The sequence below is a fragment of the Phyllobacterium endophyticum genome (assembly GCF_003010935.1).
Classification (GTDB): domain Bacteria; phylum Pseudomonadota; class Alphaproteobacteria; order Rhizobiales; family Rhizobiaceae; genus Phyllobacterium; species Phyllobacterium endophyticum.
In genome coordinates, this window is record NZ_PGGN01000004.1 from 535,017 (window position 1) to 561,803 (window position 26,787).

Annotated in this window: 29 protein-coding genes; 11 read left to right on the top strand and 18 right to left on the bottom strand. The window is 58.8% G+C overall.

Annotated elements, in window-relative coordinates; all coding sequences use genetic code 11:
- Positions 1–27 precede the first annotated feature (27 nt).
- Positions 28–963, bottom strand: coding sequence for a hypothetical protein (locus CU100_RS20755; protein ID WP_106718481.1), 936 nt, complete (start codon positions 961–963; stop codon positions 28–30).
- Between the two features lie 475 nt (positions 964–1,438).
- Here CU100_RS20755 and CU100_RS20760 point away from each other — a divergent pair, with 475 nt between their 5' ends.
- Together CU100_RS20760 and CU100_RS20765 are read left to right on the top strand one after the other, a co-directional pair.
- A complete protein-coding gene (locus CU100_RS20760) occupies positions 1,439–2,131 on the top strand; it encodes an antifreeze protein (protein ID WP_106718482.1) in 693 nt (230 codons plus the stop codon).
- Positions 2,132–2,293: 162 nt separating this feature from the next.
- Positions 2,294–2,668 (top strand): YbaN family protein, encoded by a 375-nt coding sequence (locus tag CU100_RS20765; protein ID WP_106718483.1) that lies wholly within the window; start codon positions 2,294–2,296, stop codon positions 2,666–2,668.
- A 79-nt stretch (positions 2,669–2,747) separates the two neighbouring features.
- Here CU100_RS20765 and CU100_RS20770 read toward each other — a convergent pair whose 3' ends face one another.
- From CU100_RS20770 to CU100_RS20795, 6 genes are all read right to left on the bottom strand, one after another.
- Positions 2,748–3,842, bottom strand: coding sequence for an ABC transporter ATP-binding protein (locus CU100_RS20770; RefSeq protein WP_106718484.1), 1,095 nt, complete (start codon positions 3,840–3,842; stop codon positions 2,748–2,750).
- A complete protein-coding gene (locus CU100_RS20775) occupies positions 3,839–4,774 on the bottom strand; it encodes a PfkB family carbohydrate kinase (protein ID WP_106718485.1) in 936 nt (311 codons plus the stop codon). Before CU100_RS20775 ends, CU100_RS20770 begins: the two co-directional genes overlap by 4 nt.
- Before the next feature lie 5 nt (positions 4,775–4,779).
- Positions 4,780–5,802 carry an SIS domain-containing protein gene (locus CU100_RS20780; RefSeq protein WP_106718486.1) on the bottom strand — a complete coding sequence of 341 codons (1,023 nt, stop codon included), beginning with the start codon at positions 5,800–5,802 and terminating at the stop codon, positions 4,780–4,782.
- The gene (locus CU100_RS20785) at positions 5,799–6,644 is read right to left on the bottom strand and encodes a carbohydrate ABC transporter permease (RefSeq protein ID WP_106718487.1); all 846 of its coding nucleotides are present in this window, start codon (positions 6,642–6,644) and stop codon (positions 5,799–5,801) included. The genes CU100_RS20780 and CU100_RS20785 overlap by 4 nt, the downstream gene beginning before the upstream one ends.
- On the bottom strand, positions 6,644–7,525 hold the full coding sequence (locus tag CU100_RS20790; RefSeq protein ID WP_106718488.1) for a carbohydrate ABC transporter permease: 882 nt from the start codon (positions 7,523–7,525) through the stop codon (positions 6,644–6,646). The genes CU100_RS20785 and CU100_RS20790 overlap by 1 nt, the downstream gene beginning before the upstream one ends.
- A 167-nt stretch (positions 7,526–7,692) precedes the next feature.
- Positions 7,693–8,931: an extracellular solute-binding protein gene (locus CU100_RS20795; RefSeq protein ID WP_106718489.1), complete on the bottom strand. Its 1,239-nt coding sequence runs from the start codon at positions 8,929–8,931 to the stop codon at positions 7,693–7,695.
- Positions 8,932–9,113: 182 nt separating this feature from the next.
- Here CU100_RS20795 and CU100_RS20800 point away from each other — a divergent pair, with 182 nt between their 5' ends.
- Both CU100_RS20800 and CU100_RS20805 read left to right on the top strand, forming a co-directional pair.
- Positions 9,114–10,328 (top strand): ROK family transcriptional regulator, encoded by a 1,215-nt coding sequence (locus CU100_RS20800; RefSeq protein ID WP_106718490.1) that lies wholly within the window; start codon positions 9,114–9,116, stop codon positions 10,326–10,328.
- Positions 10,329–10,396: 68 nt separating this feature from the next.
- Positions 10,397–11,521, top strand: coding sequence for a Fic family protein (locus CU100_RS20805; RefSeq protein ID WP_106718491.1), 1,125 nt, complete (start codon positions 10,397–10,399; stop codon positions 11,519–11,521).
- On the opposite strand, the gene CU100_RS20810 is transcribed toward CU100_RS20805, so the two are convergent.
- Positions 11,507–12,094, bottom strand: a complete 588-nt coding sequence (locus CU100_RS20810) for a PAS and helix-turn-helix domain-containing protein (RefSeq protein WP_245419144.1) — start codon at positions 12,092–12,094, stop codon at positions 11,507–11,509. The two genes, CU100_RS20805 and CU100_RS20810, sit on opposite strands and share 15 nt — an antisense overlap.
- Before the next feature lie 79 nt (positions 12,095–12,173).
- On the opposite strand from CU100_RS20810, the gene CU100_RS20815 reads away from it, so the two are divergent.
- Complete coding sequence (locus tag CU100_RS20815) at positions 12,174–12,896, top strand: CoA transferase subunit A (protein ID WP_106718493.1); 723 nt, start codon at positions 12,174–12,176, stop codon at positions 12,894–12,896.
- Position 12,897: 1 nt separating this feature from the next.
- Positions 12,898–13,539: a 3-oxoacid CoA-transferase subunit B gene (locus CU100_RS20820; protein ID WP_106718494.1), complete on the top strand. Its 642-nt coding sequence runs from the start codon at positions 12,898–12,900 to the stop codon at positions 13,537–13,539.
- 43 nt (positions 13,540–13,582) lie between these two features.
- Here CU100_RS20820 and CU100_RS26635 read toward each other — a convergent pair whose 3' ends face one another.
- The gene (locus CU100_RS26635) at positions 13,583–13,765 is read right to left on the bottom strand and encodes a hypothetical protein (RefSeq protein WP_146141884.1); all 183 of its coding nucleotides are present in this window, start codon (positions 13,763–13,765) and stop codon (positions 13,583–13,585) included.
- A gap of 265 nt (positions 13,766–14,030) precedes the next feature.
- On the opposite strand from CU100_RS26635, the gene CU100_RS20825 reads away from it, so the two are divergent.
- Positions 14,031–14,297 (top strand): helix-turn-helix domain-containing protein, encoded by a 267-nt coding sequence (locus CU100_RS20825; RefSeq protein ID WP_106718495.1) that lies wholly within the window; start codon positions 14,031–14,033, stop codon positions 14,295–14,297.
- Positions 14,298–14,373: 76 nt separating this feature from the next.
- On the opposite strand, the gene CU100_RS20830 is transcribed toward CU100_RS20825, so the two are convergent.
- The 4 genes from CU100_RS20830 to CU100_RS20845 all read right to left on the bottom strand — a co-directional run bounded on the left by CU100_RS20830 (position 14,374) and on the right by CU100_RS20845 (position 18,060).
- On the bottom strand, positions 14,374–15,207 hold the full coding sequence (locus CU100_RS20830) for an alpha/beta hydrolase (RefSeq protein ID WP_106718496.1): 834 nt from the start codon (positions 15,205–15,207) through the stop codon (positions 14,374–14,376).
- 19 nt (positions 15,208–15,226) lie between these two features.
- A complete protein-coding gene (locus CU100_RS20835) occupies positions 15,227–16,138 on the bottom strand; it encodes an ABC transporter permease (RefSeq protein WP_106718497.1) in 912 nt (303 codons plus the stop codon).
- Positions 16,139–16,141: 3 nt separating this feature from the next.
- The gene (locus CU100_RS20840; protein WP_106718683.1) at positions 16,142–16,924 is read right to left on the bottom strand and encodes an ABC transporter ATP-binding protein; all 783 of its coding nucleotides are present in this window, start codon (positions 16,922–16,924) and stop codon (positions 16,142–16,144) included.
- Between the two features lie 161 nt (positions 16,925–17,085).
- Positions 17,086–18,060, bottom strand: a complete 975-nt coding sequence (locus CU100_RS20845; RefSeq protein WP_106718498.1) for an ABC transporter substrate-binding protein — start codon at positions 18,058–18,060, stop codon at positions 17,086–17,088.
- A 123-nt stretch (positions 18,061–18,183) separates the two neighbouring features.
- Between CU100_RS20845 and kynU the strand changes: the two genes are divergently transcribed.
- Both kynU and kynA read left to right on the top strand, forming a co-directional pair.
- A complete protein-coding gene (gene kynU, locus CU100_RS20850) occupies positions 18,184–19,452 on the top strand; it encodes a kynureninase (RefSeq protein WP_245419147.1) in 1,269 nt (422 codons plus the stop codon).
- Positions 19,449–20,288 (top strand): tryptophan 2,3-dioxygenase, encoded by an 840-nt coding sequence (kynA, locus tag CU100_RS20855; protein ID WP_106718499.1) that lies wholly within the window; start codon positions 19,449–19,451, stop codon positions 20,286–20,288. Before kynU ends, kynA begins: the two co-directional genes overlap by 4 nt.
- A gap of 5 nt (positions 20,289–20,293) precedes the next feature.
- On the opposite strand, the gene CU100_RS20860 is transcribed toward kynA, so the two are convergent.
- The 3 genes from CU100_RS20860 to CU100_RS20870 all read right to left on the bottom strand — a co-directional run bounded on the left by CU100_RS20860 (position 20,294) and on the right by CU100_RS20870 (position 22,587).
- Positions 20,294–20,653 (bottom strand): hypothetical protein, encoded by a 360-nt coding sequence (locus tag CU100_RS20860; protein ID WP_146141885.1) that lies wholly within the window; start codon positions 20,651–20,653, stop codon positions 20,294–20,296.
- Between the two features lie 182 nt (positions 20,654–20,835).
- Positions 20,836–22,152, bottom strand: a complete 1,317-nt coding sequence (locus tag CU100_RS20865; protein WP_106718501.1) for an NAD(P)H-dependent oxidoreductase — start codon at positions 22,150–22,152, stop codon at positions 20,836–20,838.
- 141 nt (positions 22,153–22,293) lie between these two features.
- Positions 22,294–22,587, bottom strand: coding sequence for a hypothetical protein (locus tag CU100_RS20870; RefSeq protein WP_106718685.1), 294 nt, complete (start codon positions 22,585–22,587; stop codon positions 22,294–22,296).
- A gap of 147 nt (positions 22,588–22,734) precedes the next feature.
- Here CU100_RS20870 and CU100_RS20875 point away from each other — a divergent pair, with 147 nt between their 5' ends.
- A complete protein-coding gene (locus tag CU100_RS20875) occupies positions 22,735–23,466 on the top strand; it encodes an SIMPL domain-containing protein (protein WP_106718502.1) in 732 nt (243 codons plus the stop codon).
- A gap of 52 nt (positions 23,467–23,518) precedes the next feature.
- On the opposite strand, the gene CU100_RS20880 is transcribed toward CU100_RS20875, so the two are convergent.
- Together CU100_RS20880 and CU100_RS20885 are read right to left on the bottom strand one after the other, a co-directional pair.
- Positions 23,519–23,860 (bottom strand): antifreeze protein, encoded by a 342-nt coding sequence (locus CU100_RS20880; RefSeq protein WP_106718503.1) that lies wholly within the window; start codon positions 23,858–23,860, stop codon positions 23,519–23,521.
- Between the two features lie 107 nt (positions 23,861–23,967).
- Entirely contained in the window at positions 23,968–24,423 is a 456-nt protein-coding gene (locus CU100_RS20885) for a YcgN family cysteine cluster protein (RefSeq protein ID WP_106718686.1), read from the bottom strand.
- 269 nt (positions 24,424–24,692) lie between these two features.
- Here CU100_RS20885 and CU100_RS20890 point away from each other — a divergent pair, with 269 nt between their 5' ends.
- Positions 24,693–26,711 (top strand): OmpA family protein, encoded by a 2,019-nt coding sequence (locus CU100_RS20890; protein WP_245419149.1) that lies wholly within the window; start codon positions 24,693–24,695, stop codon positions 26,709–26,711.
- Positions 26,712–26,787 lie beyond the last annotated feature (76 nt).

The following is a 26,787-nucleotide window of genomic DNA, read 5'->3' on the forward strand; positions in this document are numbered from 1 at the left end:
TCCTACCCAGACTGCGCCTGAACGTGACTATTCCGCAGCACTCACAGCGAGCCGGTCGCCGAAGCGCAGGATCTTGTCCGAGGTTGCCGTACCATCGTCGTACAATTTGACGATCTCCTCGGGGAGGGGCCGCCCATCCGCCGCACAGACATAATCGCGCATGGTCGTTCCGGTGCAGCGCGAGTCGAGATTGACCGCCCCGCGATGCGCAACGACGTCGTCGATATGCACAGTCCTGAAATCGATACTGTAGCGGGCAAAGTCCGTCGTGTTAGGTACGGTTTCGTGCAACTGAGCGCCCGAAAAGATGATGATGCCGCCGGGTGGTGGAAGATAGCGCAGCGACTCCGAATTCAACTCCTGTTGCGGCTTTGGTTGTTCGCGCGTATCGCTCTTCACGTGCTGGGCGGCTGTCGCGCGGTTCTTGCTGTTCCATTCGTAGTAGTTGTAGATCTCCGAATTGTTCTTCACCGGCTCATTGAAATAATCCGGGTAGAAGCCCATCGCATTTTCGGGATCGATCTCGTAGATCGGCAGCCACCAATTAAGCTGGCACATCGGCGCCGAGTACCATGTGTCACGGTGCGGATGGAACGCGTAGGCAATGCCCGATGACAGGAAATGCGAAGGATAGGCCGACCGCATCCGTGGTACGTCGAAATAGAGCTTGTCGAGGTCGATGCCGCTCTCCTGCATGATCAACGGGATAAGGCGCTTGCACTCGGGATGGTGAATGAATGCCGGTTTCATCCTGGAAAGAATGCTGGCAACTTCTTCCGGCGTCATGTGCTTGTGTATCGTTCGCGGATCATGCGGTGCGAACGCATCATTCAGCATGGACTTCGCCAAGGCAATCAGCTCTCTGGTCGTGTCCGTGGCACATGAAATGAAGATATCTCCGGAGTATAGTCTGCGGCGGCGTTCCTCATCGTTCAGGCTGGAATCAATAAACACGCCTGCCATTTTCGTTCCCCCTTCAAGTCAACCCTGACTTCCCAACGCTCCGTCCAACAGAAGGTTGGGGAGCGCGCCCGTTTTGAATGTCCGGGATGGTACTTGACCGGGTCTGCGGGAAATACAGGCCTATTAGTGGAACGGCCCGGAGGAGGACATACTTACTTCGGCTAATTCAAAGGGTCGAACGGGCCGACGCCTATACTTCTGGTAGCAAAGCTTGCCCTATTGCAATCATTGCGCGAACACGGCATCTTCCCGGTGCAATGCAATCGGTCGCTGGTCACTGGTTAATTTGATGCGCTATTTCACATGCTGATCCCAAGCACTTTCAGCCACATCTCATTGCAACTCCAGAGCGATGCTTCGGAGAAGCTACACATCTGCAATCTACCCGAACGGACAGAGCCATCGCGGCATTGCCATACGGGACGCATGGTGCGTCGCCGAAGGAAACGTGAACACTATCGCAAGGAAGATCACGATGAACCAGTTTCGTTTCAACCTATTTGCCGCGACGGTGGTAGCCGGCGCAAGCCTGGCATTCCTTACGCTGCCTGCATCGGCCCAATCCGTCACCAAGACATGCAGCACGCAATACCAGGCGGCCAAGGAGGCCGGCACACTCAAGGGACAGAAATGGCCGGACTTTCTTTCGGCTTGCAGTGCGAAGCTTAAAGATGATGACGACGCCGAAGCAGCGGCGCCCGCGGCGAAGACACCTGCCAAGAAGGCGGCAAAGGAGACTGCAGCAAAGCCAGCCAAGGCACAGACAACAGCTGCCGCCAGCAGCGGCGGCATGTCGGCGAAAGCCGTGACCAAGGCGTGCAGTACCCAATATCAGGCAGCCAAGGAGGCCGGCACGCTCAATGGACAGAAGTGGCCGCAGTTTCTTTCCAGCTGCAGCGACAGTCTGAAATCCGACGACTCCGATGCAACTGTTCCTGATGAACCCGCACCGACAAAAGCTTCCACCAGCAAGATGACAAAGACGCAGGTGGCCAAGGCAACGACAAGCTCCGACGGCAAGGCCCTGTCACCAGCGCAGGTGGCATTCCGAGCGCGCATCAGCGAGTGCGGTGATCAATGGCAGCAGGCCAAGGCAGGAAACAAGACCCGCGGCATGACATGGCCGCAGTACTGGAGCGCATGCAACACGCGCCTGAAGTCCGAATAGGATAAACTTCAAGCCCACCGGAACCACAATGAAACGCCCGGATGGTTGGTCCGGGCGTTTTGCCGGCTTTGCAGCAGGATCATTTCAGTGGTTGAAGACAGAGGCTGACATTCTGCATCCGGCCATATAAACCGTTGCCACTACCAGGTGGGAACTAGCGGTATGAACGGCACCAAGCGGACATTTTATCTCGCACTCGGATGGGTGATGGTGGCGCTGGGATTTATCGGCGTCCTGTTGCCTGTCATGCCGACGACGATCTTTCTGATCGCCGCCGCCTGGTGCTTCAGCCGGTCGTCACCGCGCTTTGAAAAATGGCTGATTGAACATCCGGTGTTTGGTCCGACACTTGTGCAATGGCGCGAGCACGGCGCTGTCCCTGTACGCGTAAAATGGATCGCATGCGCAGGCATGGCATCGGGCTACGCCACGTTCATGTATTTCGCCCGTCCGTCACCTCTGCTTGGAGGAGTGGTCGCAGTCTTGTTCATCGCCTGCGCTGCTTACGTTTTAACCCGTCCGAGCCTGACGGCCTAACGTAAGGGTTCCAGGGTTTGACTGCACCATCTCTCATCATTCTCGGATCAAACCCGAGGATTCGGAGAGGAAGCGCCATTCAACCAGCACCTGAAACCCTCTGGATGCGCTGGCCGGTTGCCTTGTCGAAAATGTGCAATGCGCTCGCGTCGACGTCGAAACGTTGCGTCGCACCAACGGCGATACGGGTTTTCGGGGGCAGGCTTGCCGTGAGGCGCTGGTTGCCGATTGTGGAAGTCACGACAAGTTCCGGACCAGTCAGTTCAACCACGTCGACTTCTGCCTCGATGGCAAGGCCGCCATCCCGGGACGCAAGTGTCAGACTTTCGGGCCGGATGCCAATGATCACGTCGCGGGCGCTGGCGGCATTGTCCCGGAACTCGCGGGGGAGGGGGATGCCGCCGGGGGAGCCATCGACATAGGCGACGCCATCGGCAACCCTTGCATCCAGCATGTTCATCGGCGGTGAACCGACGAAGCTTGCGACATAGCGTGTGGCCGGGCGATTGTAGATCTCGTCCGGAGTGGCAAGCTGTTCGATCTGGCCGTTGCGCATGACGGCGATACGGGTTGCGAGCGTCATCGCCTCGATCTGGTCATGCGTCACATAGACGATCGTGGTGCCAAGCATCTGGTGCAGGCGCTTCAGCTCGGTGCGCATCTCCATGCGCAGTTTCGCATCGAGATTGGAGAGAGGCTCATCGAAAAGGAAGATTTGCGGATCGCGCACCAGTGCCCTGCCGATGGCCACGCGCTGCCGCTGTCCGCCGGAAAGTTCGGATGGCTTGCGGTCGAGCAGGTTCTCGATCTGCAGGATCTTTGCCGCCTTTTCGACCGCCTGTTTGCGCTCGGCGGCAGGAACGTTGCGCATCTCAAGGCCGAAGCCGATGTTTCGTGCAACCGACATGTTCGGGTAAAGCGCATAGGACTGGAACACCATGGCGATATCGCGGTTTTTCGGATGAACGCCGGTGACGGAACGATTGCCGATGCGCACATCGCCTCCGGTCGCCTCGGCAAGACCGGCGATGATATTGAGAAGCGTGGACTTGCCGCAGCCGGAAGGACCGAGGAGGACGAGGAACTCGCCACTGGCGAGTGACAGATCGATGCCCTTCAGCGTTTCGACGGCGCCGAAGCGCTTGTGGACATTGACTAGCTCGAGGGCGCTCATCGAGGTTTCTCCGGCGGTGTCTGCTGTTGCCCGCCGTCGTAGCGGCGCGGATTGGTCGAGATGGCCCTGGATGCAACGCGAACGCCGGCGTCGAGGCTTTCGCCGAGCGACCGATCGTCTGCCAGTGCGGCCAGGAAGGCGGCGTTGAAGACATCACCGGCACCGATCGTATCGGCAACCGCCACGAGCGGCGCGGCGACAGAGACGAGCTTGTCATCCGGGCCGACTGCCAATGCTCCGTCGGGGCCTCGCTTGACGACGACGATAGCATCGTCTGGCATGAGGGCCTTCAGCGCATGCGCGGCTTCAGCAGGCGCGACGTTATTGGCAAGGCGCGTCGTCTCGACTTCGTTGAACAGCGCGATATGGCAGCGGGCCAGCCAACGCCGTGCCTTCTCCCGATTGGCGTCGGTCCATCCATCGATCGGCCAGCCGGTATCGAGTGCGATGCGAATATCATTGGCATTCGCCCAGTCGAACAGGGCGTCATATTGCGCAACCAGAGCGTCGGTCAGGAAGGAGCCGCAAAGGATGGCGGTTCCACCCTTCAGCCGCCCGGTATCGAGGGCTGCGATGACGTCGGGCCAAGACAAAGCTGCGATGTGACCTCGCGTCGTGAAGAAAGTGCGCTCGCCATTCGGATGGGTGATGCCCACGGAAAGGGTCGTGCCCACGGGCGCAACCGGCCAGCGTTCCGAACGCTTGCCGAAACCCTGCCGCAGCCATTCGCCGAACTGGTCATTGCCTACATTGGCGGCGATCTGGAAGTCGAGGCCAAGCCCTTCCCAGGTGAGAGCCGCATTGCCGGCAGATCCGCCGACACGCAGTTCGTCATACTCGACCATGATTTCGGTTCCGGGGGTCGGCCAAGGGTCGGCCGGACCGAGAATCAGGTCTACATTGACGTTTCCGATCACGGCGAGGGGTTTCATCGCTGTCACTCGTCCCGCGTGATCTTGGACGAGCGCACGGGCGTACCCAGCTCTTTGACGCGTGCACCCGCAAAGCCAAGCATGAAATGCTGGGCCGCCGGAAGGAGGGAGAAAATTGCCGCCATGCCGCTTGCCCTGCCCACATCGATCGTGTCGGTATCTTCGACGGGAACATCCCCGGATGCGTCGAACACGACGACGGGCGATCCCGCTTCCCGTGCCGAAAGCGCCATGCGCGCCACGAGCGGCGAGGTTGCGTCCCTGGCGCGGAACAGGACGACGCCGACGTTCGGGCCGAGCATCTCCATGGGTCCGTGGCGCAACTGCCCGCCTTCGAGCGGAAAGCACGGTACGCGGGAAAGTTCGGTGAGCCCGAGCGCGATGGCTTCCGCGACACCGTGCATGACACGACCGGAGGTGACGACGGCCGATACGTTTGCCAATGCGGCGACTGCGGCACCGACGTCTGGCCTTTGTTCCGAATGCAGAATGGCGAGGGCTTCGGCCGGGTCTTCGCCGAGGGCACTCAAGACAGCCAGATGCAGGGCGAAGCTGACAGTAAGGCTGCGTGTCGCCGCAAATGCTTGCTCCGTGCCGCCGGCGCCGACCAGCGAAGGTACGGTGCGGGCGAGGGTCGAACCGCCTTCGAGCGTCAGGCCGAACGTGCCGGACGGCACGCCAGCTTCAGAAAACCAGCGCAGGACCTCGGCGCTTTCACCCGACTGGGAGGTCAGGAGTATTGTTTTGCCGGCTAACGGCAGCGGCTGACCGAGCTGCTCCGACAGCGGCAGTGCTACGGCATCGATGCCGAGACTGCGATAGAGCGGCTCGACCGCACGACCGACCGCGTGCGAACCGCCCATGCCGAGCAGCAGGAGACGCCCGGTTCTGCGCAATGATTGCGCGATGGTCACGGCAAGCGGCGCGGCAGCCTCGAAGGAGGAAATCGCATCGGCATTCTGCCGCGCCATTTCTTTCTCGATGGCGATGAGGCCGACGGGTTTGTTGATTTGCGAAGACATTCTCATCCTTTGACGCCGCCACTTGTCAGCCCCGCGATCAGGGCGCGCTGCATGAAGAGACCGACGACCAGCGGGGGGAGGGCGGCTAGAACACCCGCCGTGGCAATCAGTCCGTAGTCCGAGACACGTCCGCCCGCCAGATCGGCGATCGCCACGGTCAGGGTCTTGGCCCGCTGGTCCGAAGTGAACAGCAAGGCATAGAAGAATTCGTCCCAGGCAAGCAGGAACGCGAAGAGTGCCGCTGTCGCCATGACCGGCGCGGCGAGCGGCAGAGTGATCATCCGCAGGATCTGATCGAGCCGGGCGCCATCCATGGTTGCGGCGCTTTCGATTTCGCGCGGGATCGAGTCGAAGCCCGATTTCATCAGCCAGGTGGTGAAGGGCGCGAGGATCGTCAGGTAGACCAGCGCGAGACCGAAGACGTTGTTGAGGAGGCCGGCCCAGGCGAGCGTCATGTAAAGCGGCACGGCCAATGCCACCGGCGGCAGCATATAGGTGGCGATGACCGCGTAGAGCGACCAGCCAACCGATGGCGTGCGTGACACCGCCCAGGCTGAGGGTATCGCGACGGCGAGGGCGGCAAATGTCGCCATGCCGGCCACCTTGATACTGTTGAACAGCGAGGCAACGAAGGCTTCGCCGGCGCTGTTGGCGACCGAAGAAAGCAGGACACCATAGCGGGACAGATCGACCGTATCGGGCCACCAGTGCAACGGTTTGGCGATAAGGTCCGGGGTTGATGAAATGCTCATGACGAACAGCCATACGACCGGCGCGAGGATCACGACGAGAAGCAATAGAGCGGCGAGATGGACGAGTATGGTTGCGGTGAGGCTGCGGCGTTCCATTACGAAGTTCCTGCACTTTTGCGGATCAGTGCGGCATAGGCCACGGCCAGCACTGTCACGAGCAGGGTGACGATCAGCGCCAGCGAAGCTCCCGATCCCGCTCGCTGAAAGGAAAAGGCCTCCTGGTAGACGAGGATCGACAGTGTCCGCGTGCTGTTGGCCGGACCGCCGCGCGTCATGACCCATATGATGTCGAAAACCTTGAAAGCCTCGATGGTTCGAAGCACGAGCGCCACCATCAGCGGGCCTGCAAGATAGGGCATGATGACGAAACGGAAGCGCGACCAGGCACCCGCGCCATCGACCATCGACGCAGCCGTGATATCGCGTGGCACGGCCTGCAGCGCGGCGAGCGCTATTAAAGCCACCAGCGGGAAATTCTTCCAGCAATCGGCGACGATAAGGGAGGCGAGGGCAGTGCCGGGTTCGCCCAGCCAGGACCTGTATGAATCGATGAGGCCGAACTTGAGCAGCATCGCGTTCAAGGCGCCGTACTCGGGATTATAAATCAGCCGCCACAACGTGGCATTGACGACAGTCGGCAGCGCCCAAGGCAGGATCATCAGAGCACGCAGGATAGAACGTCCGTAGAATTGCTGGTTGAGAAGCAGGGCCGCAAGCACGCCGATGATCATTTCCAGGGAAACAGACAGGGCGGCAAACCAGAACGTGGTGATCAGCGTTCGCTGAAAATTGGAACCGGAGAGGACTTTCACATAATTGTCCAGCCCAACAAAACTGCCTTGGGTGCCAACGAGCTTCGCATCGGTGAAGGACAGGCGCACTGTATCGACGAGCGGCCACCCGATAACCGCAACCATGACGATCAGGAGCGGCAGCATCAGGAGCCATGCGCGGGTGGTGATCCAGGTGCTCGTCATGAAATGAAGCCTGCACTATTGCTGTCATAAAGGCGCTGCCCCTGACCCTCCCCCTTGTGGGGAGGGGCGGAGCGAAGCCGCGAGGGGTTCATCCCTTGATTGCCGAGAAAACGGAGACCCCGCCCCCTCCCACAAGGGGAAGGAGTAAACGGCATCCCGTCATGGCATCAGAGACCGCTGTTTTCGACGGCCGTTTTCAGCGCGTCCTCCGGAGCGGCCTGACCGAGCAGGGCTTCCTGGATAGCCTGCTGCAATCCTGTCGAAAGTTCCTGATATTTCGGTGTTGTCGGACGCGGGTACATTGCAGCCAGACTTACCTTTGCGGCGGCGATCAATTCTTCCTGGCCCTTCGAGACTGCCGGGTCATCATAGGATGATGCCCATATCGGCAAGCTGAGCTTGGCATACTGGTTCTGCGTCGCCTGCGACGTCATGAACGAGATGTATTTCCATGCTTCGTCCGGATGCTTGCTGGTGGTGGTGATGCCGAGGCCCATCGAACCGTTGACAGCCGAGACGGTGCTCTTGCCTTCAACACCAGGTGCAGGAACGACACCGACCTTGCCGGCAACCTTGCTGTCCTTCGGGTCATTGGCCATGTTGTACATATAGGTCCAGTTGAGGGCGAAGGCCGCTTCGCCATTCTGGAACACACGGCGGACATCCTCTTCGAGGAACTCCTTGGAATTAGGATTGGTGAGACCAGACTTGTAGCTGTCCACCATGTAGTTGAGCGCATCAAGACCGCCGCCCGACTGGAACACTGGCTTGCCGTCCTTGAGGAAGCTGCCGCCATAGGCGCTGACGAGCGTGGTGTAATCACAGATCGCAGCTTCCGCCTGTGACCAGCTCCAGGTGATCGGCGTTGCAAGCAAGCCCTTGTCCTTGATGGTCTTGGCCTGCTCGGTAAGTTCGGCCCAGGTCTTCGGCGGCGACTTGATGCCGGCTTTCTCCAGGATTTCCTTGTTGTAGAAAAGATATTTTGTATCGAGAACCCAAGGCATGCCATAGCGCTTGCCGTCATATTCAACGGTGGTCCAGGCACCAGGAAGCACACCGGATTTCATTTCCGGCGTAATCTTGTCAGTTACATCCACAAGGACTTTGTTGGTTGCATATTCGGCCGGCCAGATCACATCGAAGAGAACGACATCATAGCCACCGCCTGACCCTTGAGCGAGGACAGTCTTGTCGTGCAGACCTTCATAGGGGACAAATTCCAGATTTACCGTCACATCCGGGTTCGCCTTGGTGAAGGCCTCGGTCATGGCGCGGACATCAGCCTCGCTATAGGCTGCCTGGGCCATGAACAATGCGTTGATCTTGGTTTCGGAGTGAGCTGGCGATGCCAAGGCCGCTCCGAGAATTGTGGCGCCCAGAAGCGCGGCCTGCACGGATCTCAACATGATTACCTCCTGTTTGGCAGCGGCTGGCCGTGATGGACAGACAGCTGATCTTTGCAATCGAGAGCTTCTTCATCGCGGTGCGCGAAGTCCCAGCTCACATTCCCCTGATCGATTTTTTATTAAATCAATTCGCTTGACTTATTAGTTGATGAATATTCTTCTGGTGTCAAGAGGGATTGCGAATGGACGGCACACGATCGATACGGGCGAAGAGCGGCACCAATCTGGGCGGTGCAAGCGCACATAATCGACGCATCATGATCGATGCGTTGCGCGTCAATGGTGCGCTGTCGCGGGCTGATCTTGCGCGCGCCACGGGACTGACCCCGCAAGCCGTTTCCAACATCATCGACGAATTGGCCCGGGACGGTCTTGTCCGTTCGCAAGCCAGCGTACGCAAGGGGAGGGGGCAGCCCGCAACGCCCTACCAGCTTGTGCCGGAAGGCGCCTTTGCCATCGGCTTGCAGATCGACCGCCACGTGACCCGCACCGTCATCGTCAATCTGGTAGGAGACGTTCTGGTCCAGATGGAAGCGAAGCTGCCTGCGGGCGGGCCGGCGGAGGGCGTGGTGGTGGTTCTCGACCTCCTGGCCCGGGCGCGCAAAGCGCTTATGGCGCAGATCCCAGGGGCAGGCGATCGGCTGGTCGGACTGGGCATCGCCATGCCTGGGCCCTTCGGCATCAACACGCTCTATGACGATCCCTGGATGATGACTGCGTGGCAGAACTTTCCGCTGGTCGACAGCATAGCCAAGGGGACGGGCCTCGAGGTGGCGCTGCAGAACGATGCATCCGCTGCCGCCACCGCCGAACGACTGCTTGGCGCAGCGCATGGGCTTGACCATGTGATCTGCATCTATTTCGGCTATGGTCTCGGCACGGGATTGATCCTCAACGGGGAACTTTACGGCGGCGCGCATTCCAATGCCGGCGAGATCGGCATGATACTCTTGCTCGCGCCGGGCGACGATAGCGATGTGGAACCGCTGGAGCATTATGCCTCCATGGCGTCATTGTGCAAACTGCTCGATCTCGATCCATCGGAGCCTGAGCTTTTCGCCATGGTTACCGACGCGGTGCTTCGTGGCGGTCCGAAGCTGGAGCAGTGGATGGACAATGTGGCCGAGCGCCTGCGCCGGACTGTGCAGGTGCTGGAATCGATCTTCGACCCGCAGACGATCATCCTGTGCGGAGGCGCCCCGCGCGTGCTGATCGACCGCCTTGTCGAAAAGATCGAGCCGCTGCTGCCCTCGATTGCCGAGCGCGCCCGGCGCTATCCCGAGCGAAGGCTCCAGGCAGGGCTCGCGGATCCCTGGTCAGCCGCACTCGGTGCAGCCGCGGAACCCATCGCGCGCGCTTTCGACCCGCGATTTTCAGCGATACTCAAGACGGCATGAGGCATAGACACATTGCTATAGCTCACAAAATGCGCTTATGTGAGTTATAGAAAGGCAGCCTATAACTCATGATCTGGAACTGGCAGCAGGCCGATTGGCCAAATTTCACCTGGGACGCGATGGCGCTCGGACCTTTGGAGCGCCAGTTCCTGTTGCACTCCGGCGAATTCTTCGGTGCTTTCCGCCATGTGAGTATCGATGATCGGGACACGCTGCGTATCGAGCTGATCAGCGATGAGGCATTGAAAACTTCCGAGATCGAAGGAGAATTCCTCAACCGCGACAGCCTGCAGACGTCGCTACGGCAACAGTTCGGTCTGGCGGCGGACGATCGGCGTGTTCCCGCCGCAGAGCACGGCATCTCCGAGATGATGGTCGACCTTTACCGGACGTTCGCCGATCCGCTTCAGGACGATATATTGTTCAACTGGCACAAGATGTTGATGGCTGGAGAGAACAATGCCATCCAGATTGGAACCTATCGCACGCATGAAGAGCCGATGCGGGTCGTGTCAGGCCGTGCCGACAAGCCGACGATCCATTTCGAAGCTCCGCCCTCCACGCGCGTTTCGCAGGAGATGAGGGCGTTCACAAGCTGGTTCAACGCGACGGCGCCCGAGGGGAAGACGGCACTGCCGGCGCTCACCCGAGCCGGGCTGGCGCATCTCTACTTTGTCAGCATACATCCCTTTGAAGACGGCAATGGCCGTATCGGCCGGGCAATATCTGAAAAGTCTCTTGCCCAGAACCTCGGCCAGCCCAGCCTCATCGCCTTGGCCTATACGATCCAGCGGGCACGCAAAGCCTATTACGACTTGCTTGAACGCAGCAACAAAACCAACGAGATCACCGGATGGCTGGTCTATTTTGCCGAGACTGTGCTGGAAGCTCAGCGCACGACGCTGAAGCGGGTGGAGTTTTATATCGTCAAGGCCAAGTTTTACGACCGGATGAGCGGGCAACTCAACCCGCGGCAGGCAAAAGTCATCGCCCGCATGTTTCGCGCAGGGCTCGGCGGGTTTAAGGGCGGTCTCAGCGCCGAAAACTACATCAGCATCACCGGAACTTCTCGCGCAACGGCGACGAGAGACCTGGCCGACCTGGTGTCCAAAGGAGCCCTGACAAGGACGGGAGAGCGAAGACACACACGCTATCGCCTTGATCTTGATAGTGTCCGACTAACGCAGGCTTGAAAACCAGGCGATGAGCTCGGCGCTGTTGCGCAGGGAATAGGCGCGCATGATGCGGGCGCGGTGCGCCTCGATGGTGCGCTTCGACAGGCCGATCTCCTCTGCGATCTGCGCGTTGGTCTTGCCTTGCGACACGAGCGTCAGCACCTGTCTCTGCCGGTCGGAAATAAGGCTGGCATTGCCGGCAACCGCCCGGTTCATCGGCTCGAAGCAATAGAGCGCTTCGCCGAACGGATCGCCCAGATTTCGGCTGCGACCGCGCACCCGGCACCAGAAGCTCGAACCGTCACGCCTTTGCATGACGCGCTCGTCGAGGTAGACCTTGCCGCCCGCAAAGTTCGTGCGCCACATTTCACCCGTCCGGACGAAATCCCTGATTTTTGGATAGAGTCTTGAAAAGCTCTGGTCGATCAGTTCATGCCTTTCATAGCCGAAAGTACCGGCGAATTCGAAATTGCAATCGCGTATGATACGGTGCGTGGCATAGACCATGGGCACGGGCAGGTCCGTCAGCCGGAACAGTTTCCCGCCTCCGGGTTCAATACTGGGGGAACTGGATAAGTCGGGTGCTGTCATGCAGTATTAATACGACTATCTGCCACGACAGGACAAGCCATACGCTTCTTGCAGAGGATAGAGAAATGGGAGACTGTTCTTGAAAAAAGTTCAATCAAACGTCAGGGAAGCACTCGACGGCGTGCTGTTTGACGGCATGACCATCATGGCCGGCGGCTTTGGCCTGTGCGGTATCCCGGAAGCGCTGATCTATGCGATCCGCGATTCCGGCGTCAAGGATTTGACCGTCATTTCCAACAATGCCGGTGTGGATGGCATCGGTCTCGGTGTGTTGCTTGAAACCAAGCAGATCCGCAAGATGATTTCGTCCTATGTCGGCGAGAACAAGCTGTTTGCCCAGCAATATCTCTCTGGTGAACTCGAGCTGGAGTTCAATCCGCAGGGAACGCTCGCTGAACGCATTCGTGCCGGGGGCGCGGGCATTCCGGCGTTCTTCACCAAGACCGGCGTCGGCACGATCATCGCCGAAGGCAAGGATGTGCGCGAATTTGACGGCGAAACCTATGTGATGGAACGCGGCCTCTTCGCCGACCTTTCCATCGTTCATGCTTTCAAAGGCGATACCGAAGGCAACCTCGTCTACCGCAAGACCGCGCGCAACTTCAATCCGATCATGGCGACGGCGTCGAGATTTACGGTAGCGGAGGTCGAATATCTGGTCGATGCGGGCAGCATCGATGGCGATCAGGTCCATACGCCCGGCATTTTCGTCAAGCGGATCGTGCATGTGCCGAACCCGGCCAAACATATCGAACAACGGACGACCCGCCCGCGTCTTGTCGCTGCAAATGAGGTAAATTGACATGGCCTGGACACGCGATCAGATGGCCGAACGGGCCGCACAGGAACTCGAAGACGGTTTCTACGTCAACCTCGGCATCGGTATTCCGACGCTCGTTGCCAATTATATCCCGACGGGAATGAGCGTACAGCTGCAGAGCGAGAACGGCATGCTGGGGATGGGACCCTTCCCCTATGAGGGCGAGGAAGATGCCGACTTGATCAATGCCGGCAAGCAGACGATTACCGAGTTGCCAACGACAAGCTATTTCAACGGCGCCGACAGCTTCGGCATGATCCGTGGCGGGCATATCGATCTCTCGATTCTTGGCGCCATGCAGGTTGCGCGCAATGGCGACCTGGCCAACTGGATGGTTCCGGGCAAGATGGTCAAGGGCATGGGCGGCGCAATGGACCTTGTCGCCGGCGTCAAGAAGGTCGTCGTAGTCATGGAGCACGAGGCGAAGGGCGAGGCGAAGCTCCTGGAAGAATGCACACTGCCATTGACCGGGCAGCGCGTTACGGATCTGGTCATTACCGATCTCGGCGTCTTTACGGTGGAGCGACGGGGCGACCCGAAGATGACACTCATCGAGATCGCGCCGGGAGTGACTGTCGAGGAAATCAAAGCCAAGACGCAGGCCGTGTTCGACGTCGCGGTTTGATCGGCAACGAACGGCGCTGGCGGACCTGAATATCTGCCAGCGACTACCGCGTTTTCCTGACCACGCAAACCGGCCCATCTTCCGGATAGCGAGGATCATGATCGACGCACGTGGCGTCATACCGGAAGGAGCCGTAATAGACCCGCGCGCAAGCGGACAACGTACCGGCAAACGCCAGAACCACCAGAAGCAGAGCAGGCGTGTATTTTTTTAAGTGAGGCTTCATTTTCCTCGCATCGCTCCTATATATGGTCAGCTACGCGCGACACAGTTGCGTAACAATCCACTGATATTCTTCAGTAATTGGTCGGGTTGGCGATCCGCATTCTAAACAGCTTACCGAAATCTGGTGCTACATTAAGGCAGGGTCTTGTCCACATTTGCGATCACGTTTTATGTGAAGTGACATAAAGGGGTTGATCCGAAGCGACGGACGTATAAGTTCTGCCTTCCGATTTGTTAACTAAACCTTTCACGTTAGGAGCAAAGCGATGAACAAAACCGCCGGCGACTATTCATTGCCAGAAAACATTTCCATGGCGCTTGCCAATGGTACAAATATTGTCAGGGCATTTCGCGAACAATTCGGATATTCGATCGAGGATCTTGCCGTTGCATGCGGCCTGACATCCCTGGAAATCGAAACGATCGAGAGCGGGCAGAACACGGATCCGCACAAACTGGAACGCATTGCACATGCGCTTGGCCTCCCGAGCAACGCGATGATTCCCGAGGAACCCAATCGCCTTAGCGCCTGAACCAACCTCTTGATAAATCGGCATCCAAAAAGCTGTCAGAGTGAAATCCCAACTCTGACGGCTTTTTGATTCAGCGCTACAGGCAAAGCAGCGTTCGCGTCAGTTGATGATCGGGATCGACCAGACCTTCGATGACGTCGGCATGGTGCTTTCCGGCCTCCTCGACCGCATCCACACGGCAATCGAAGCCTGACCAGATATTGGCAAGAAGCGCAGTCTGCCGCAGGAACTCCGGTCTTTCCCCGGCGCCCACCCAGGCCGTTACATCGATATTTTCCTGTGGCTCCAGAAGGGCAGGGCTCTCCAGCCGCGCCTCCACGGCGTCGAGGTGCAATGTGGCGTTCATCTCCGTCTTCATCAGCGGGCGCATGTCCGCGATCGCCGAGATGGGCACGATCTTGCGGATACGGTGGCGAATCGCCTGGTTCAGCGGCGATGTCACCGTAGCCATACGGGCAACGAGGTGACCGCCGGCCGAATGTCCGGCCAGATGAATCGGCCCGGCCACTTCGCTGGCGGCACGAGTGATGGCAAGCCCGACCTGCACTGTGATATCGCTGACGCGCACCTGTGGACAGAGCGCATAGGAGGGTATGGCAACGGCGAACCCATGGGCGATCGCACCTCGTGCCAGATGCGACCACGCAGACTTGTCGAAATCCTCCATCCAGTAACCACCGTGGACGAAGACGGCAAGACCGCGCAGATCACCCCGCGGCATGAAAAGGTCGAGCCGATTGCGTGAATGCTGACCGTATTCAAGGTCGGTCTTCAACAACCCTTCCTCGTGCATCTCCGCGCGAAACGCAGCGGCCTCCGCCAACCATTTTGCCGGATACTCGAAGCCATTTGGAATATAGGCGAAGTTCGAGTAGGCGTCGTCCCAGTCGATAGGTGCAGTCGCAGGCATGTTTCCCCCGATCCGATCCCTATTCCCGGATCTTTTCCCTTATCTGAATGCCGCCACTCGATCTGCGCAGGTTCGGCAAGGCCAACATCAAGAGCACGAACGCGCCGGTTGCGAACTTGAGATCCGCGGGCGCGAGGCCAAGCGTCAGACAGAACGAGATCAGCTGATAGTATACAAGCGAGCCTATGACGGGCGCGAGGACCTGGCGGAATATCGTCTGCCGCCCGGTAATGGCCTCGCCGATGATCAACGCCGCCAGACCGTTGATCAGAATGCCAAAACCCATATTGACGTCAGCAAAGCCCTGCGTCTGCACCATGATGCTGCCGCCGGTCGCGGAAAGCGCGCTTGCCGCGCCAACGCCGATTATGGTCGCCGTGCCGACATTGATACCCTGTGCCTCGGCCATATCGGGGCTCGCCCCGACCGCACGCATCGCGGTACCCTTCTCGGACATGAAGAAATAGAGCATCGCGCCAACGACGAGCGCAATCAGCAAGCCGACAATCAGGATCTTGGTCCAGGGAAAGTTGGCGGAGGGTCCGGCGAGAATGGTAAAGACCGTGTCGTAGGTGAAAAGCGGAATATTGGTGCGGCCCATAATGCGCAGATTGATGCTGTAGAGCATCGTCATGACCAGGATACCGGCGAGCAATGTGTTGATCTTGAAACGCAGGTGAATGAACGCCGTCGTACATCCCGCAGCAAAACCGCAAAGCAGCGCAATGAAACAGGCGAGGAAAGGATTGATGCCGATCGAGATCAACGTGCCACAGACGCAGCCCCCCAGCGGGAAGGCGCCTTCCGAGGTCAGATCGGGAAAATTGAGAATGCGGAAGGGCAGCATGACGCCGAGGACCACAAAAGAGACAATCAGGCTCTGAGCGATGGTGACGGGAATGAGGCCATAAAAACTGGTGAAAACGTCCACGGCTCAGGCTCCCTGCAACGCGATAGCGTCGGATTTGGTATGGAAGCGTTCGATCAGATCCGCAACCGTGATGCCGTTCTTCTCTTCCTGGCCAATTTCCACCAGAACCTTGCCGGCGTCCATCATGATGATCCTGTTTCCGTACCTGATCGCATGCTCCATGTTGTGCGTGACCATCAGCGTCGTCAGTTGCAGCGCCTCCACCGCCCGCACGGTCGTATCCATCACCAGCTTTGCCGTGCGCGGATCGAGAGCCGCGGTGTGCTCATCGAGAAGCAGGAGCTTCGGCCGCGTCGACACCGCCATGACAAGAGATAAGGACTGGCGCTGGCCACCCGAGAGGAGGCCGACTTGCATGTCGAGACGTTTCTCCAATCCAAGGTTGAGTTCCGCCAGCTGTTGGCTGTATTTCTGCCGGCGCGCGGCGCTGAGCCCGTAGGAGAAGCCGCGAGGCTTGCCGCGCAGCTCCGCCAGAAGCATGTTTTCACCAATAGTCATCGTCGGTGCCGTACCGATCATCGGATCCTGAAACACGCGGGCAATGAACTGGGCACGACGATGGGCGTTGAGCCTGGTGACATCCTGGCCGTCAATCGTGATACGGCCGGAATCCAGCGGCAGCTTGCCGGAGACGGCATTGAGGAAGCTCGACTTGCCGGCACCATTGCTGCCGATGACGATGCAAAAATCTCCGGGCTTCAGCGAGACATCGAGGCCGTCGAGCGCCCGGCGCTCATCCAGCGTGCCGCCATAGAAAATCTTGGTGCCGCCCGTCACGGACAGCATGTCTTTTGTCATGTGTAAGCCCTCAAACCAGAGCAGAGCTTGCGTTGTAGTTCCCGCGCCAGTTTCTTTGTTTTCACGCTGTTCCGGACGGAAAAACCGCTTTGGGCTTTCCTGGAATAGCTGGCGCAGGAACTACATGTTCGCAGGCTAAAGGAGAAGGCCTATTTCGCGAAACATTCGCAATCTTTGAGGCTATCCGGCACTTTCTGACCGGTTTTTGCCAGAACAGCCTCGTTGATGAGCGCTGTGTGGTCCTCATAGGTCGGCTTGATCGGCGCAAGACTTGCCGGTGACTTGCCGGCGATGATCTCCGAGGCGAGCTTGGCCGCGTTCTGGCCAACCTTGGTGTAGGAGACTTCGAAGGCTGCGGCGACAAGGCCATCGCGGACCGCCTGTGCCGAGGCATTGACGATCGGAATATTTACGCTGAGCGCCGCGGCGGCGACAGCCGGAACAGCAGGCTGGACCAGATTGGAGCCTGGAACATAGATGACATCGGCCTTCCCGGCGAGGGAACTGACGCGGATGGGAATATCATTGGTGTTGTCGAGACCGACCTCCACCAGTTCCAGCCCTTCGGCCTTGGCGGCTTCCTTGATCAGCGCCAGCACCGCGACGTCATTGTCTTCGCCGGGGTTGTAGAGATACGCAAGACGCTTGGCATCGGGCAACAGCTTCTTGACGAACTTGACCACCGAGTTCACGTCCTGAAGATCGGACGCGCCGGTCATGCCGGTATCGCCCGCGTCCCATGAGGGGGTGAGCTTGGCCGCAACCGGATCGGTGACCGCAGCGAATACCACTGGCGTAGCGGAATTGCCGACGATCTGGCGTGCGCCCTGGGCCACCGGCGTCGTAACGGCAAGGATGAGTTTTGGATTGCTGGAAACGAGCTTTGTGACCATTTGCGGGATCAAAGTCGCATCGAAATTGACCTGCAATTCATCGTAGACTGCATCCGCAACACCGAGTTTGGTCAGCTCTGCCTTGAATGCGGTAACCGTTTCATCCAGCTGTGGGTGCTTGCCGAATTGTGCAATGCCGATCTTGGTCTCGGCCGAGGCAGTCCCAAGCCCGAGTCCCATGCCGAGTACCGCGGCCAGCGCCGTCCGCACCACATATTTTGTGCCGATCATTCTTTAATCCTCCCTTTTCATGCCCTGCTATCGAGCTGGGTCTGGTTATATTGACAAGTTCATACCAAAGTAAATTGTAGTCGTTAAGCGACTTGTGCAAAGCCGCTGAATCGGCCGGACAACATGGATGACAAGAAAGACGAAATGGACAGCACTGCCAACAAGATCGACCCGGCCCGAGCCGACCGCGACGACCCCTTGCGCGCATTCCGCGACAGGTTCGAACTGCCGCAAGGCGTCATTTACCTTGATGGCAACTCCCTCGGCGCGCTGCCGAAATCCGTTCGCCAGCGCGTAGCGAAGACGATCAGCGAGGAGTGGGGCGAGCAACTGATCCGCAGCTGGAACAGTGCTGACTGGGTGCACCTGCCGCAGCGTGTCGGCGAAAGAATCGCCCGGTTGATCGGCGCCGAGGAGCGAACAGTCGTCGCGACCGACAGCACGTCGATCAACCTGTTCAAGGTGTTGTCGGCTGCCCTCGACCTCAATCCGGATCGCCGCAAGATCGTTTCGGAGCGCGAGAATTTCCCGACCGATCTTTACATTGCGGAAGGCGTGGCCAAACAGATTGGCAAGGGTCACCGGCTGGTTCTTGCCGATACCCCCCAAGATATCCTGGGCATGCTGGATGAAGATGTGGCCGTGCTGATGCTGACTCACGTCAATTATCGCAATGGCTATCGCCACGACATGGCTGCGCTCACGAAGAGCGCCCATGAGAAGGGCATACTTGTCATCTGGGATCTTGCCCATACAGCCGGTGCAATGCCAATTGACCTGACCGGAGCGCAGGCTGATTTCGCGATCGGTTGCGGTTACAAATATCTCAATGGCGGGCCTGGAGCCCCGGCCTTTCTCTACGTCAATCCCCGTCACCAGGGTGGCTTCCGCCAACCGCTTTCCGGCTGGTTCGGGCACCGCGCTCCGTTTGATTTCGACGCCGATTACAGACCGTCCGAAGGTGTCGAGCAATATTTATGCGGAACGCCGCCCGTCCTTGCCATGGTCGCCATGGACGAGGCGATGGCGCTGTGGGACGACGTGGACATGGAGACGGTGCGCGCCAAGTCGGTGGCGATGTGCGATCTCTTCATTCAGGAAATCGATACATATGCGGAGGAATTCGGGCTGAAGCTCGCCACCCCGCGCGATCCTCACCTGCGCGGGAGCCAGGTTTCCTATTCCTGCCACAATGGCTATGCCATCATGCAGGCGTTGATCGCACGAGGCGTCATTGGAGATTTCCGTGCGCCTGACATCATCCGCTTCGGCATGGCACCGCTCTATCTGAGCTTTGCGGAAGTGTCAGAGGCTGCGGCCATTCTCAAGCAGATTCTTGAGACGCGCACCTGGGACCAACCTGAATATCACGTCAGGGGAGCCGTCACGTGACCCGAACACCCTATGACCCTGAGAGCGAAGGCGCGCAGATGGCCTTCAAGGGACGCATGTCCTACGGCGATTATCTGCAGCTCGACAAGATATTGACGGCACAGACACCGCTGTCCCAGGCGCATGACGAGATGCTGTTCATTGTTCAGCACCAGGCGTCCGAAATATGGATGCGGCTGGTTATTCACGAACTGACATCCGTTTGCGAGCACATCGCCAGAGACGATCTGGCGCCGTCCTTCAAAAAGCTGGCGCGCGTCTCGCGTATTCTCGACCAGCTGAACTCCGCATGGGATGTCTTGAGGACAATGACGCCAAGCGAGTATACGACCTTCCGTGAAGCGCTGGGCATGTCTTCCGGGTTCCAGTCATTCCAGTATCGGGCAATCGAGTTTCTCGCAGGCAACAAGAATGCGGCGATGATGCGCGCGCACGAGCACAAGCCTGATATCCATTCCTGGCTGGCCGCATTTCTGCACGCACCGAGCATTTACGATCAGTCGATCCGGCTACTGGCCCGCAAGGGTCTTGCTATCGACAAGTCGCTGGTGGACCGGGACTGGTCGCTGCCCTATCAGCCAAATGACAGTGTTCGCGAGGCGTGGCTGGTGGTCTACCGCGACCCGGAAGCACACTGGCCGCTCTATGAACTGGCGGAAAAGTTGGTGGATTTTGAAGATTACTTCCGGCGCTGGCGTTTCAACCACGTGACGACGGTCGAGCGCATCATAGGCTTCAAGTCAGGGACCGGCGGAACGTCCGGCGTCAATTACCTGCGCAAGATGCTGGAAGTGGTGCTGTTCCCGGAGTTGTGGAGCGTGAGAACCAACCTCTAGGGCCTTCAGGCGGCACGCTTGTCTATCGCGACGCAATCCATGGCTGATTTGGCGTGAATATGGTTGCTATGCGCAAACCCGTGCTCGGCGATTGCGGCAAGATCATCGTCAGGCTTGATGGGGCGTGACCACCAATTGTCATTGAGGGTCCAGCCTTGCGCCGTGGCACTCTCGACTTCGGAACTGTCGGGACGCAGCACGCAGGATTCATGCACGATGCGTGCGTTGGGCGACCGCCTGTTCATCATGAGCCGTCCCTGTGCGAGTGCACTTGCCTCGTCATCGGCAATGACAAGCTGGTGATAAAGGTGGCGCGTCTGTCTGTACTTTGTCAGATAAGCGAATTTAACCTGATATGCTGGCACCGCGTGCTCCTGCATCAAGACCGAAGGCGTTAACCAAACATTAATATTGTTTGACAACCGGTCTTTTTCAAGGAGAAGCAGGTTTTATACAGGATTATTTCCCGGCCTGCGCTCAAGCCATTCCCGGCTTAAGCTATTCTGTTTGCACAATGATTTAATCGTCACGCGGGCGAAACCACAGCTCACCCATAAACCAGCTTGTCCTGCCTCGCGCGCAGCTCGACGATCTTCGAGCCTGGCGCGGGGGCGGCATTGGCGCTGGTGATGAGTTCGCCCTTCCGGATCGGCGCTGTGACGCTGCCGCCCTGCAACAGGCCGCAAGGGATGGCACCCGCCTGGCGGGCCTCGCCCGCCGTCATGATCCAGGCGCGGTAGCAATATTCGCCGATCGCATCGAGCCGGTCGCCGGGTTTCAGGTCCTTCTTGGCGACGGCGCAGACCTCGGCGACCGGCTTGGCCAGCGGCACCATGTCGGCCTTGCCGTAGAGCACGACGCGCGCGCAGGTCAGCGGCACCTCCAGCGAGGTCAGGTGATAGGGGCGGTGGAAGGTGAAATAGGGACCCTTGCCCATCTTCAGGTCCTCCATGCGCTCCGAAATGCGCGGATGCGACATGTCGGCAACGACAAACACACCCGGCGCCACGCCCTTGCCGATCGAATAATCGACGACACCGACCCTCGAGAGCACGCCGCCATCCTTTTCCGGCACGAGCACCTTCGACAGCTGGTCGAGCGTTGCCGCCGGACCATGCATGCCCGGCCTGTCCGGCACGAGCCCGGTGGCATTGGCGATCGCCGCCATCTCCACCATGGTCTTCGAGCCGTCGACGAACTCGACCAGCATGCGCACATTCATGTGGCGGCGCCTGGCCTCTTCCTCGTAATCGTCGGGTATGGCATCGATGTTGAGCGGATTGTTCTTGCCTTTGCCGGCGGCAACGATCGGATGGCCCATGGCCGAGACGAACTCGATCAGTTCCATGCACGAAGACGGCTCGTCGCCGGCACCGAGCGAATAGGTGACGCCGAGCCGGTCGGCCTCGCTCTTCAGGTAGGCGCCGATGGTCACGTCCGCCTCGACATTCATCATGACGAGGTGCTTGCCGCGTTCCATCGCCTTCAGGCCGATCTCGGCCCCGACCGCCGGAACCCCGGTCGCATCGATGACAACGTCGATCAGATCGCTGTCAAGCACCAGATCGGCATCATCGGTGACGGCGATCCTGCCGGCTTCCATTGCCGCGGTGAGCGCCGGTGCATTCGACACCTCGCGCCAATGGCCTTCCTCCTGATAGGCGATGTCCACGGCCTTCAGCGCACCCGCAAGGTTCAGTTCGCAAATCGCCCCGATCTCGATGCCGGGCATATGCGCCACCCGCGTGACGATGTCCGTGCCCATCTCGCCCGAACCGATCAGGCCGATGCGGATCGGACGGCCCGTATCCGCCCGCGCCTGCATGTCCCGCGCCAATCCCGTCAATGCAACATTCGTAGCCATCAATGCCTCCCGGTTGCCAGCCCCTGGGGCATGCCCGGCGCTGTTCAATCAAGACATCGAATATTGAACATTTGTATTTTAGTCAAGACCTATGTGCAGTCATATAACCTCGCACCAGCTGCGAGCGCAGACTGGGCGACGTCACTCGAAGCGGTGTCCTTCCCGTTCCGGATCGCGGGATATTTCGGCCTCCTCCTCATCTTCCGGCAGGGCTTCGTCGCTTTCCTGATATGCGTTATCGTCGTCATCCTCGGAAAGTCCGGTATCTGCCGGCTCGACCCGGCGTTCGCCAAGGATTGCGAGTTCGTCGTCGGCTTGCACTTCCACCTCCTCCGCGCCAATGTCGTCCCAATCCTGCGTCTCGATTGGGGTCCGCGTTGTCGGATCCTGTGGCTCGATGTTCTCAGGGCGGTTCTTCGGTTCTTTGCCAGTCATGAGATGCTCCTTAAGTTGCAAACGGAAACGCCTCAGAAACTGTTTGGATGCATAAAATGGCGCCGGCACCGAAAGATCGGCTCTTTGCCCTATTCCACCCATAATCACCTGCGACGCAGCACTTTCATCTTATTCGGGGAGATATCCATGACATCGAAATTACTTTGCCTTGCCTTCGCGGCAACTACGATGACCGCGATGCCTTTCGGCGCGCTGGCAGACGAGGCGCCGCGTCCGCGCATTGTTGTGACCGGAGAAGGCGAAGCGGCAGCAGCGCCAGACATGGCGATCGTTTCAATGGTAGTCCTGCAGGAAAAACCGACCGCGCGCGAAGCGTTGTCCGCCAACAATCAAGCCATGGCAAAGGTGCTGGATGCCATGAAGAAGTCAGGCGTTGCGGATCGTGACCTGCAGACGTCTGGTTTCAATATTGAACCGCGCTACGTCTACCCAGACAACAAGGACAATACACAACCGCCGGAAGCACCGAAGATTGTCGGATACGCCGTGTCCAACTCATTGACCGTACGCGTGCGCGACCTGAAGAAGGTTGGCGACATCCTCGACCAGTCCGTGACCCTTGGCGTCAATCAGGGTGGCAATCTCACTTTCACCAATGACAAACCCGAAGAGGTCATTGAAGAAGCACGCAAGAATGCCGTTGCAAACGCATTGGCCAAGGCAAAAACCCTGACGGAAGCTGCCGGCGTCAGCCTCGGCAAGGTGATCGAGATCAGTGAGCAGTCTTTTAGTCCTCGCCCGATGCCGATGGTCCAATCCAAAATGATGGCCGCTGCGCCAGCCGACTCGGTTCCAGTTGCTGCAGGTGAAAACACCTATAGTGTGAACGTGAACGTCACGTTCGAATTGACGAACTGATGCTGCAAAACAAAAAGGGTGCCGGGCGGCACCCTTCTTTGATCGTGGAAGCTTAACGAACGATCGGGCAGCCTGGAGCGCGGGCAAACACAACCGAAGTACGCAGGCCGCGCTTCCATCCAGACACACGCACGACATTGCGCCTCACGACGACCCTCGGGTTGCGGATACCCAGCCGGCTTGCCTTGTTGGCAGCCTGGCCAGGTGTGCAAGCGCGGTACGGGCGATGGCCGTAGCGGTATTGGACGTCGACAAGCGGCGCCGAACTTATGCCATGTTGGACAATGACCGGCGAGGCGATTGCCGGGGCCGCGAACGACGTGTTGGCGCCAATGATCGCACCGATGCTGATCGCAGCACCGACGGCCAACAATTTGAGTGAAAGACTAGCCATGAGGGTTCTCCTGATTGTTTGTCCGGAAGGTTGTTAAAGCGCCGGACAGGCAGCCTTTGTTTCACACATGTTATGAATAAATACCCAATGCCACATTCATGCAGCGTTCAGGATGGCAGTTCATCCCGCATCATGTGGTCAAAATAATCTTCGTCCTCTTTCATTTCGTGATCGAACGCAGTGATCTTGCCACGCACGGATATACCCGCTTCGTGAACAGTATCTGGGCTTCCTGAAACCAGCGGATGCCACCAATAGAGGTCCCTCCCCTCGTCGATCAGACGGTAGCCGCATGTCTCTGGCAGCCAATCGACAGTCCGGACGATTTCCGGCGTCAGGAACACGCAATCCGGCACTTTCTTCTTGCGATGTACATAGTCTGAACACTGGCACGTGCCCGCATCCAGCAAGGTGCAAGCGACTGTCGTGAAATAGATTTCTTCCGTATCTTCATCTTCCAGCTTGTGAAGGCAGCAGCGCCCGCAGCCATCGCATAGGCTCTCCCATTCCGAGCGGTTCAGCTCGTCCAGCATCTTGGTTTTCCAGAACGGTTTTTGGTGCATGCGCTCAAATACATCCCGCGCAGCGCCACGTCCATGTTTTACCGGCTCCTGCAATAATATTGATGCGTCCGGCTTCCCGGACAGCGAGCGAAACGCTTTCAACATGAACGCTGGATGAACATCGTCTTCACTCGGGATACAGGCTGCCCCTGCAATCCTCGCTCATGCTACCCGAGGTCGCAAGACAATCGGTCCGATCAGCGGAACAAGGTTGCGATCACAAACATTTGACGTGTTTCAACAATAAGAAACGCGAGACAGGGATGAACATGAAACGGACAGCACTCTTTTTTGCATCGACGGCGATTCTTTTTTCTTCACCGGCGGCAATGGCAGAACAGGCGCCAATCAACCGGCCCTTCATCTCCTCTAACAGCAACGTACCCTCCCAGATGCTGGCACAGGCGGAAGAGGCAGCGCCTCAGGGTGAAGAACCCGTCGAGGAGCTAAGAAAGAACAAGGGCGGTAATCGCGCAGAAGAAGCCCAGAAACGCGCTTCTGAGGAAACGGACGCCGCAGCCAAGGAACAGAGCAAGGCCGAAGAGCAGGCGAAACGCCAGGCCGATCAAGCCGCCAAGGCCGCCGAAGGCGAAGCCGAGGAGAAAGCCCGGGAAGCCAAGCGTGCTGCGAATGCCGAATCCGACAAGGCCGCAAAGCAGCAGGAGGCAATAGAAGAAGAAGCAAGGCAGAAGGCCGCAAGCGAGGCGAAGGCAGCCAAGTCAGCCGAAAAGGAAGCCGCGCAGGAGGCCGAGAAGGCCAAGCGCGCCACCGAAGCCGAAGCTGACAAAGCTGCCGAGCAGCAGAAAGCCGTAGAAAAGGAAGCGCGGAAGAAGGCGGCGGCGGAATCCGATGCCGCAAAGGCCAATGAGGAGCAAACCGCCAAGGAAACGGAGAAGGTGAAGAAAGCCACCGAGCAGGAAGCGGACAAGGCGGCCGAAGCCCAGAAGGCTGCCGAGGAGGAAGCCCGCAAGAAAGCCGACAGCGCGCAGAAGGCAGCGGACAAGCAAACCGACAAAGCTGCCGAAGAAGCGAAGAAGGAGACTGACAAGGCGCTGAAAGAAACACCGCCAGCTACGGCAGAACAGCCAGCCGGCGAAACAGCGGCGGAACCCGCAACCAGGGAGCTCAAACCTGTTGACCCTGCTACTGGCAAAGCTGCACAGCAAGAAGCTTCGCCGCTGCCTGAAAACGCCGCGCCGGTATTGGACAGTGCCAAACAGGCTCCTGCCGGTGAAGGCAGCGGAAAAGCAAAGCAAGGGCAAGCAGCCAAGGCCCCTGATCAAGAATCGGCTGCTCAACAGCCGGCAACAGCCGCGGCCGCGCCAAAGAGCGATGCGGACGTCCAGCAGGAACTTGCTCCAGTCAAGATCGAACCTGTGCTGACCGAAAAGGGCACCCGTACCAGGGAACGCAGGCCTGATGAACGTCCAGGCGACGTGGAGGTGGTCAAGAAATTCGGAGACCGGACTGTCGTCAACATCGACAACAGTGTTTACGTCGAGAGCTCGGACCGGCCGCGTATGGCACGCGACTCTAAAGACATTTACTACGAAGACTTGCCCCGCAACCGGACCCGCGAGATCATCGTCCGCGACAACGGCGTGCAGATTGTCACGATCCGCAATCGTTACGGCGATGTGATCAGGCGCTCACGCGTCATGCCAGACGGTCGGGAGATCCTGTTGACATACACGCCCGACTACGACCGAGAAGAGCGTCTGGAATGGCGCGATCCCGGCGATGACCTGCCGCCCCTGGCACTCAGCATTCCGGTTCGTGATTATATTCTCGATGCCGATGATGCGCCTCAAGAGGAAGTGTATGATTTCTTTGAACAGCCACCTGTCGAACGTGTCGAGCGGATATATTCGATCGATGAGGTCAGGCGCTCGGCTCGGATCCGCGACAAGGTTCGGCGCGTAGACCTTGATACCATCACATTCCAGTTCGGCTCGGCAGATGTCGGCGAAGACCAGATCGGCCATATTGAAAGCGTGGCCAAGGCGATGGCTCAGATCCTCAAGAAGAACCCGGGCGAGACCTTCCTCATCGAGGGTCACACAGACGCCGTGGGCTCCGACCAGGCAAACCTCGTCCTCTCGGACAGGCGCGCGGAATCTGTGGCTCAGGCTCTCACCAATGTCTTCGATATTCCACCGGAGAACATGGCTACACAAGGCTATGGCGAACAGTTCCTGAAGATCAAATCTGACGGACCCGAACAGGACAACCGGCGTGTCGCGATTCGCCGCATTACACCGCTGGTCGCCCCCCTAGCCAGCAACTGATACCGGTACTCGCCGCAGAAAAACCCGGGCCTCGGTCCGGGTTTTTTTATTAGTTCCTTGGAGTTCGACCAGGTTT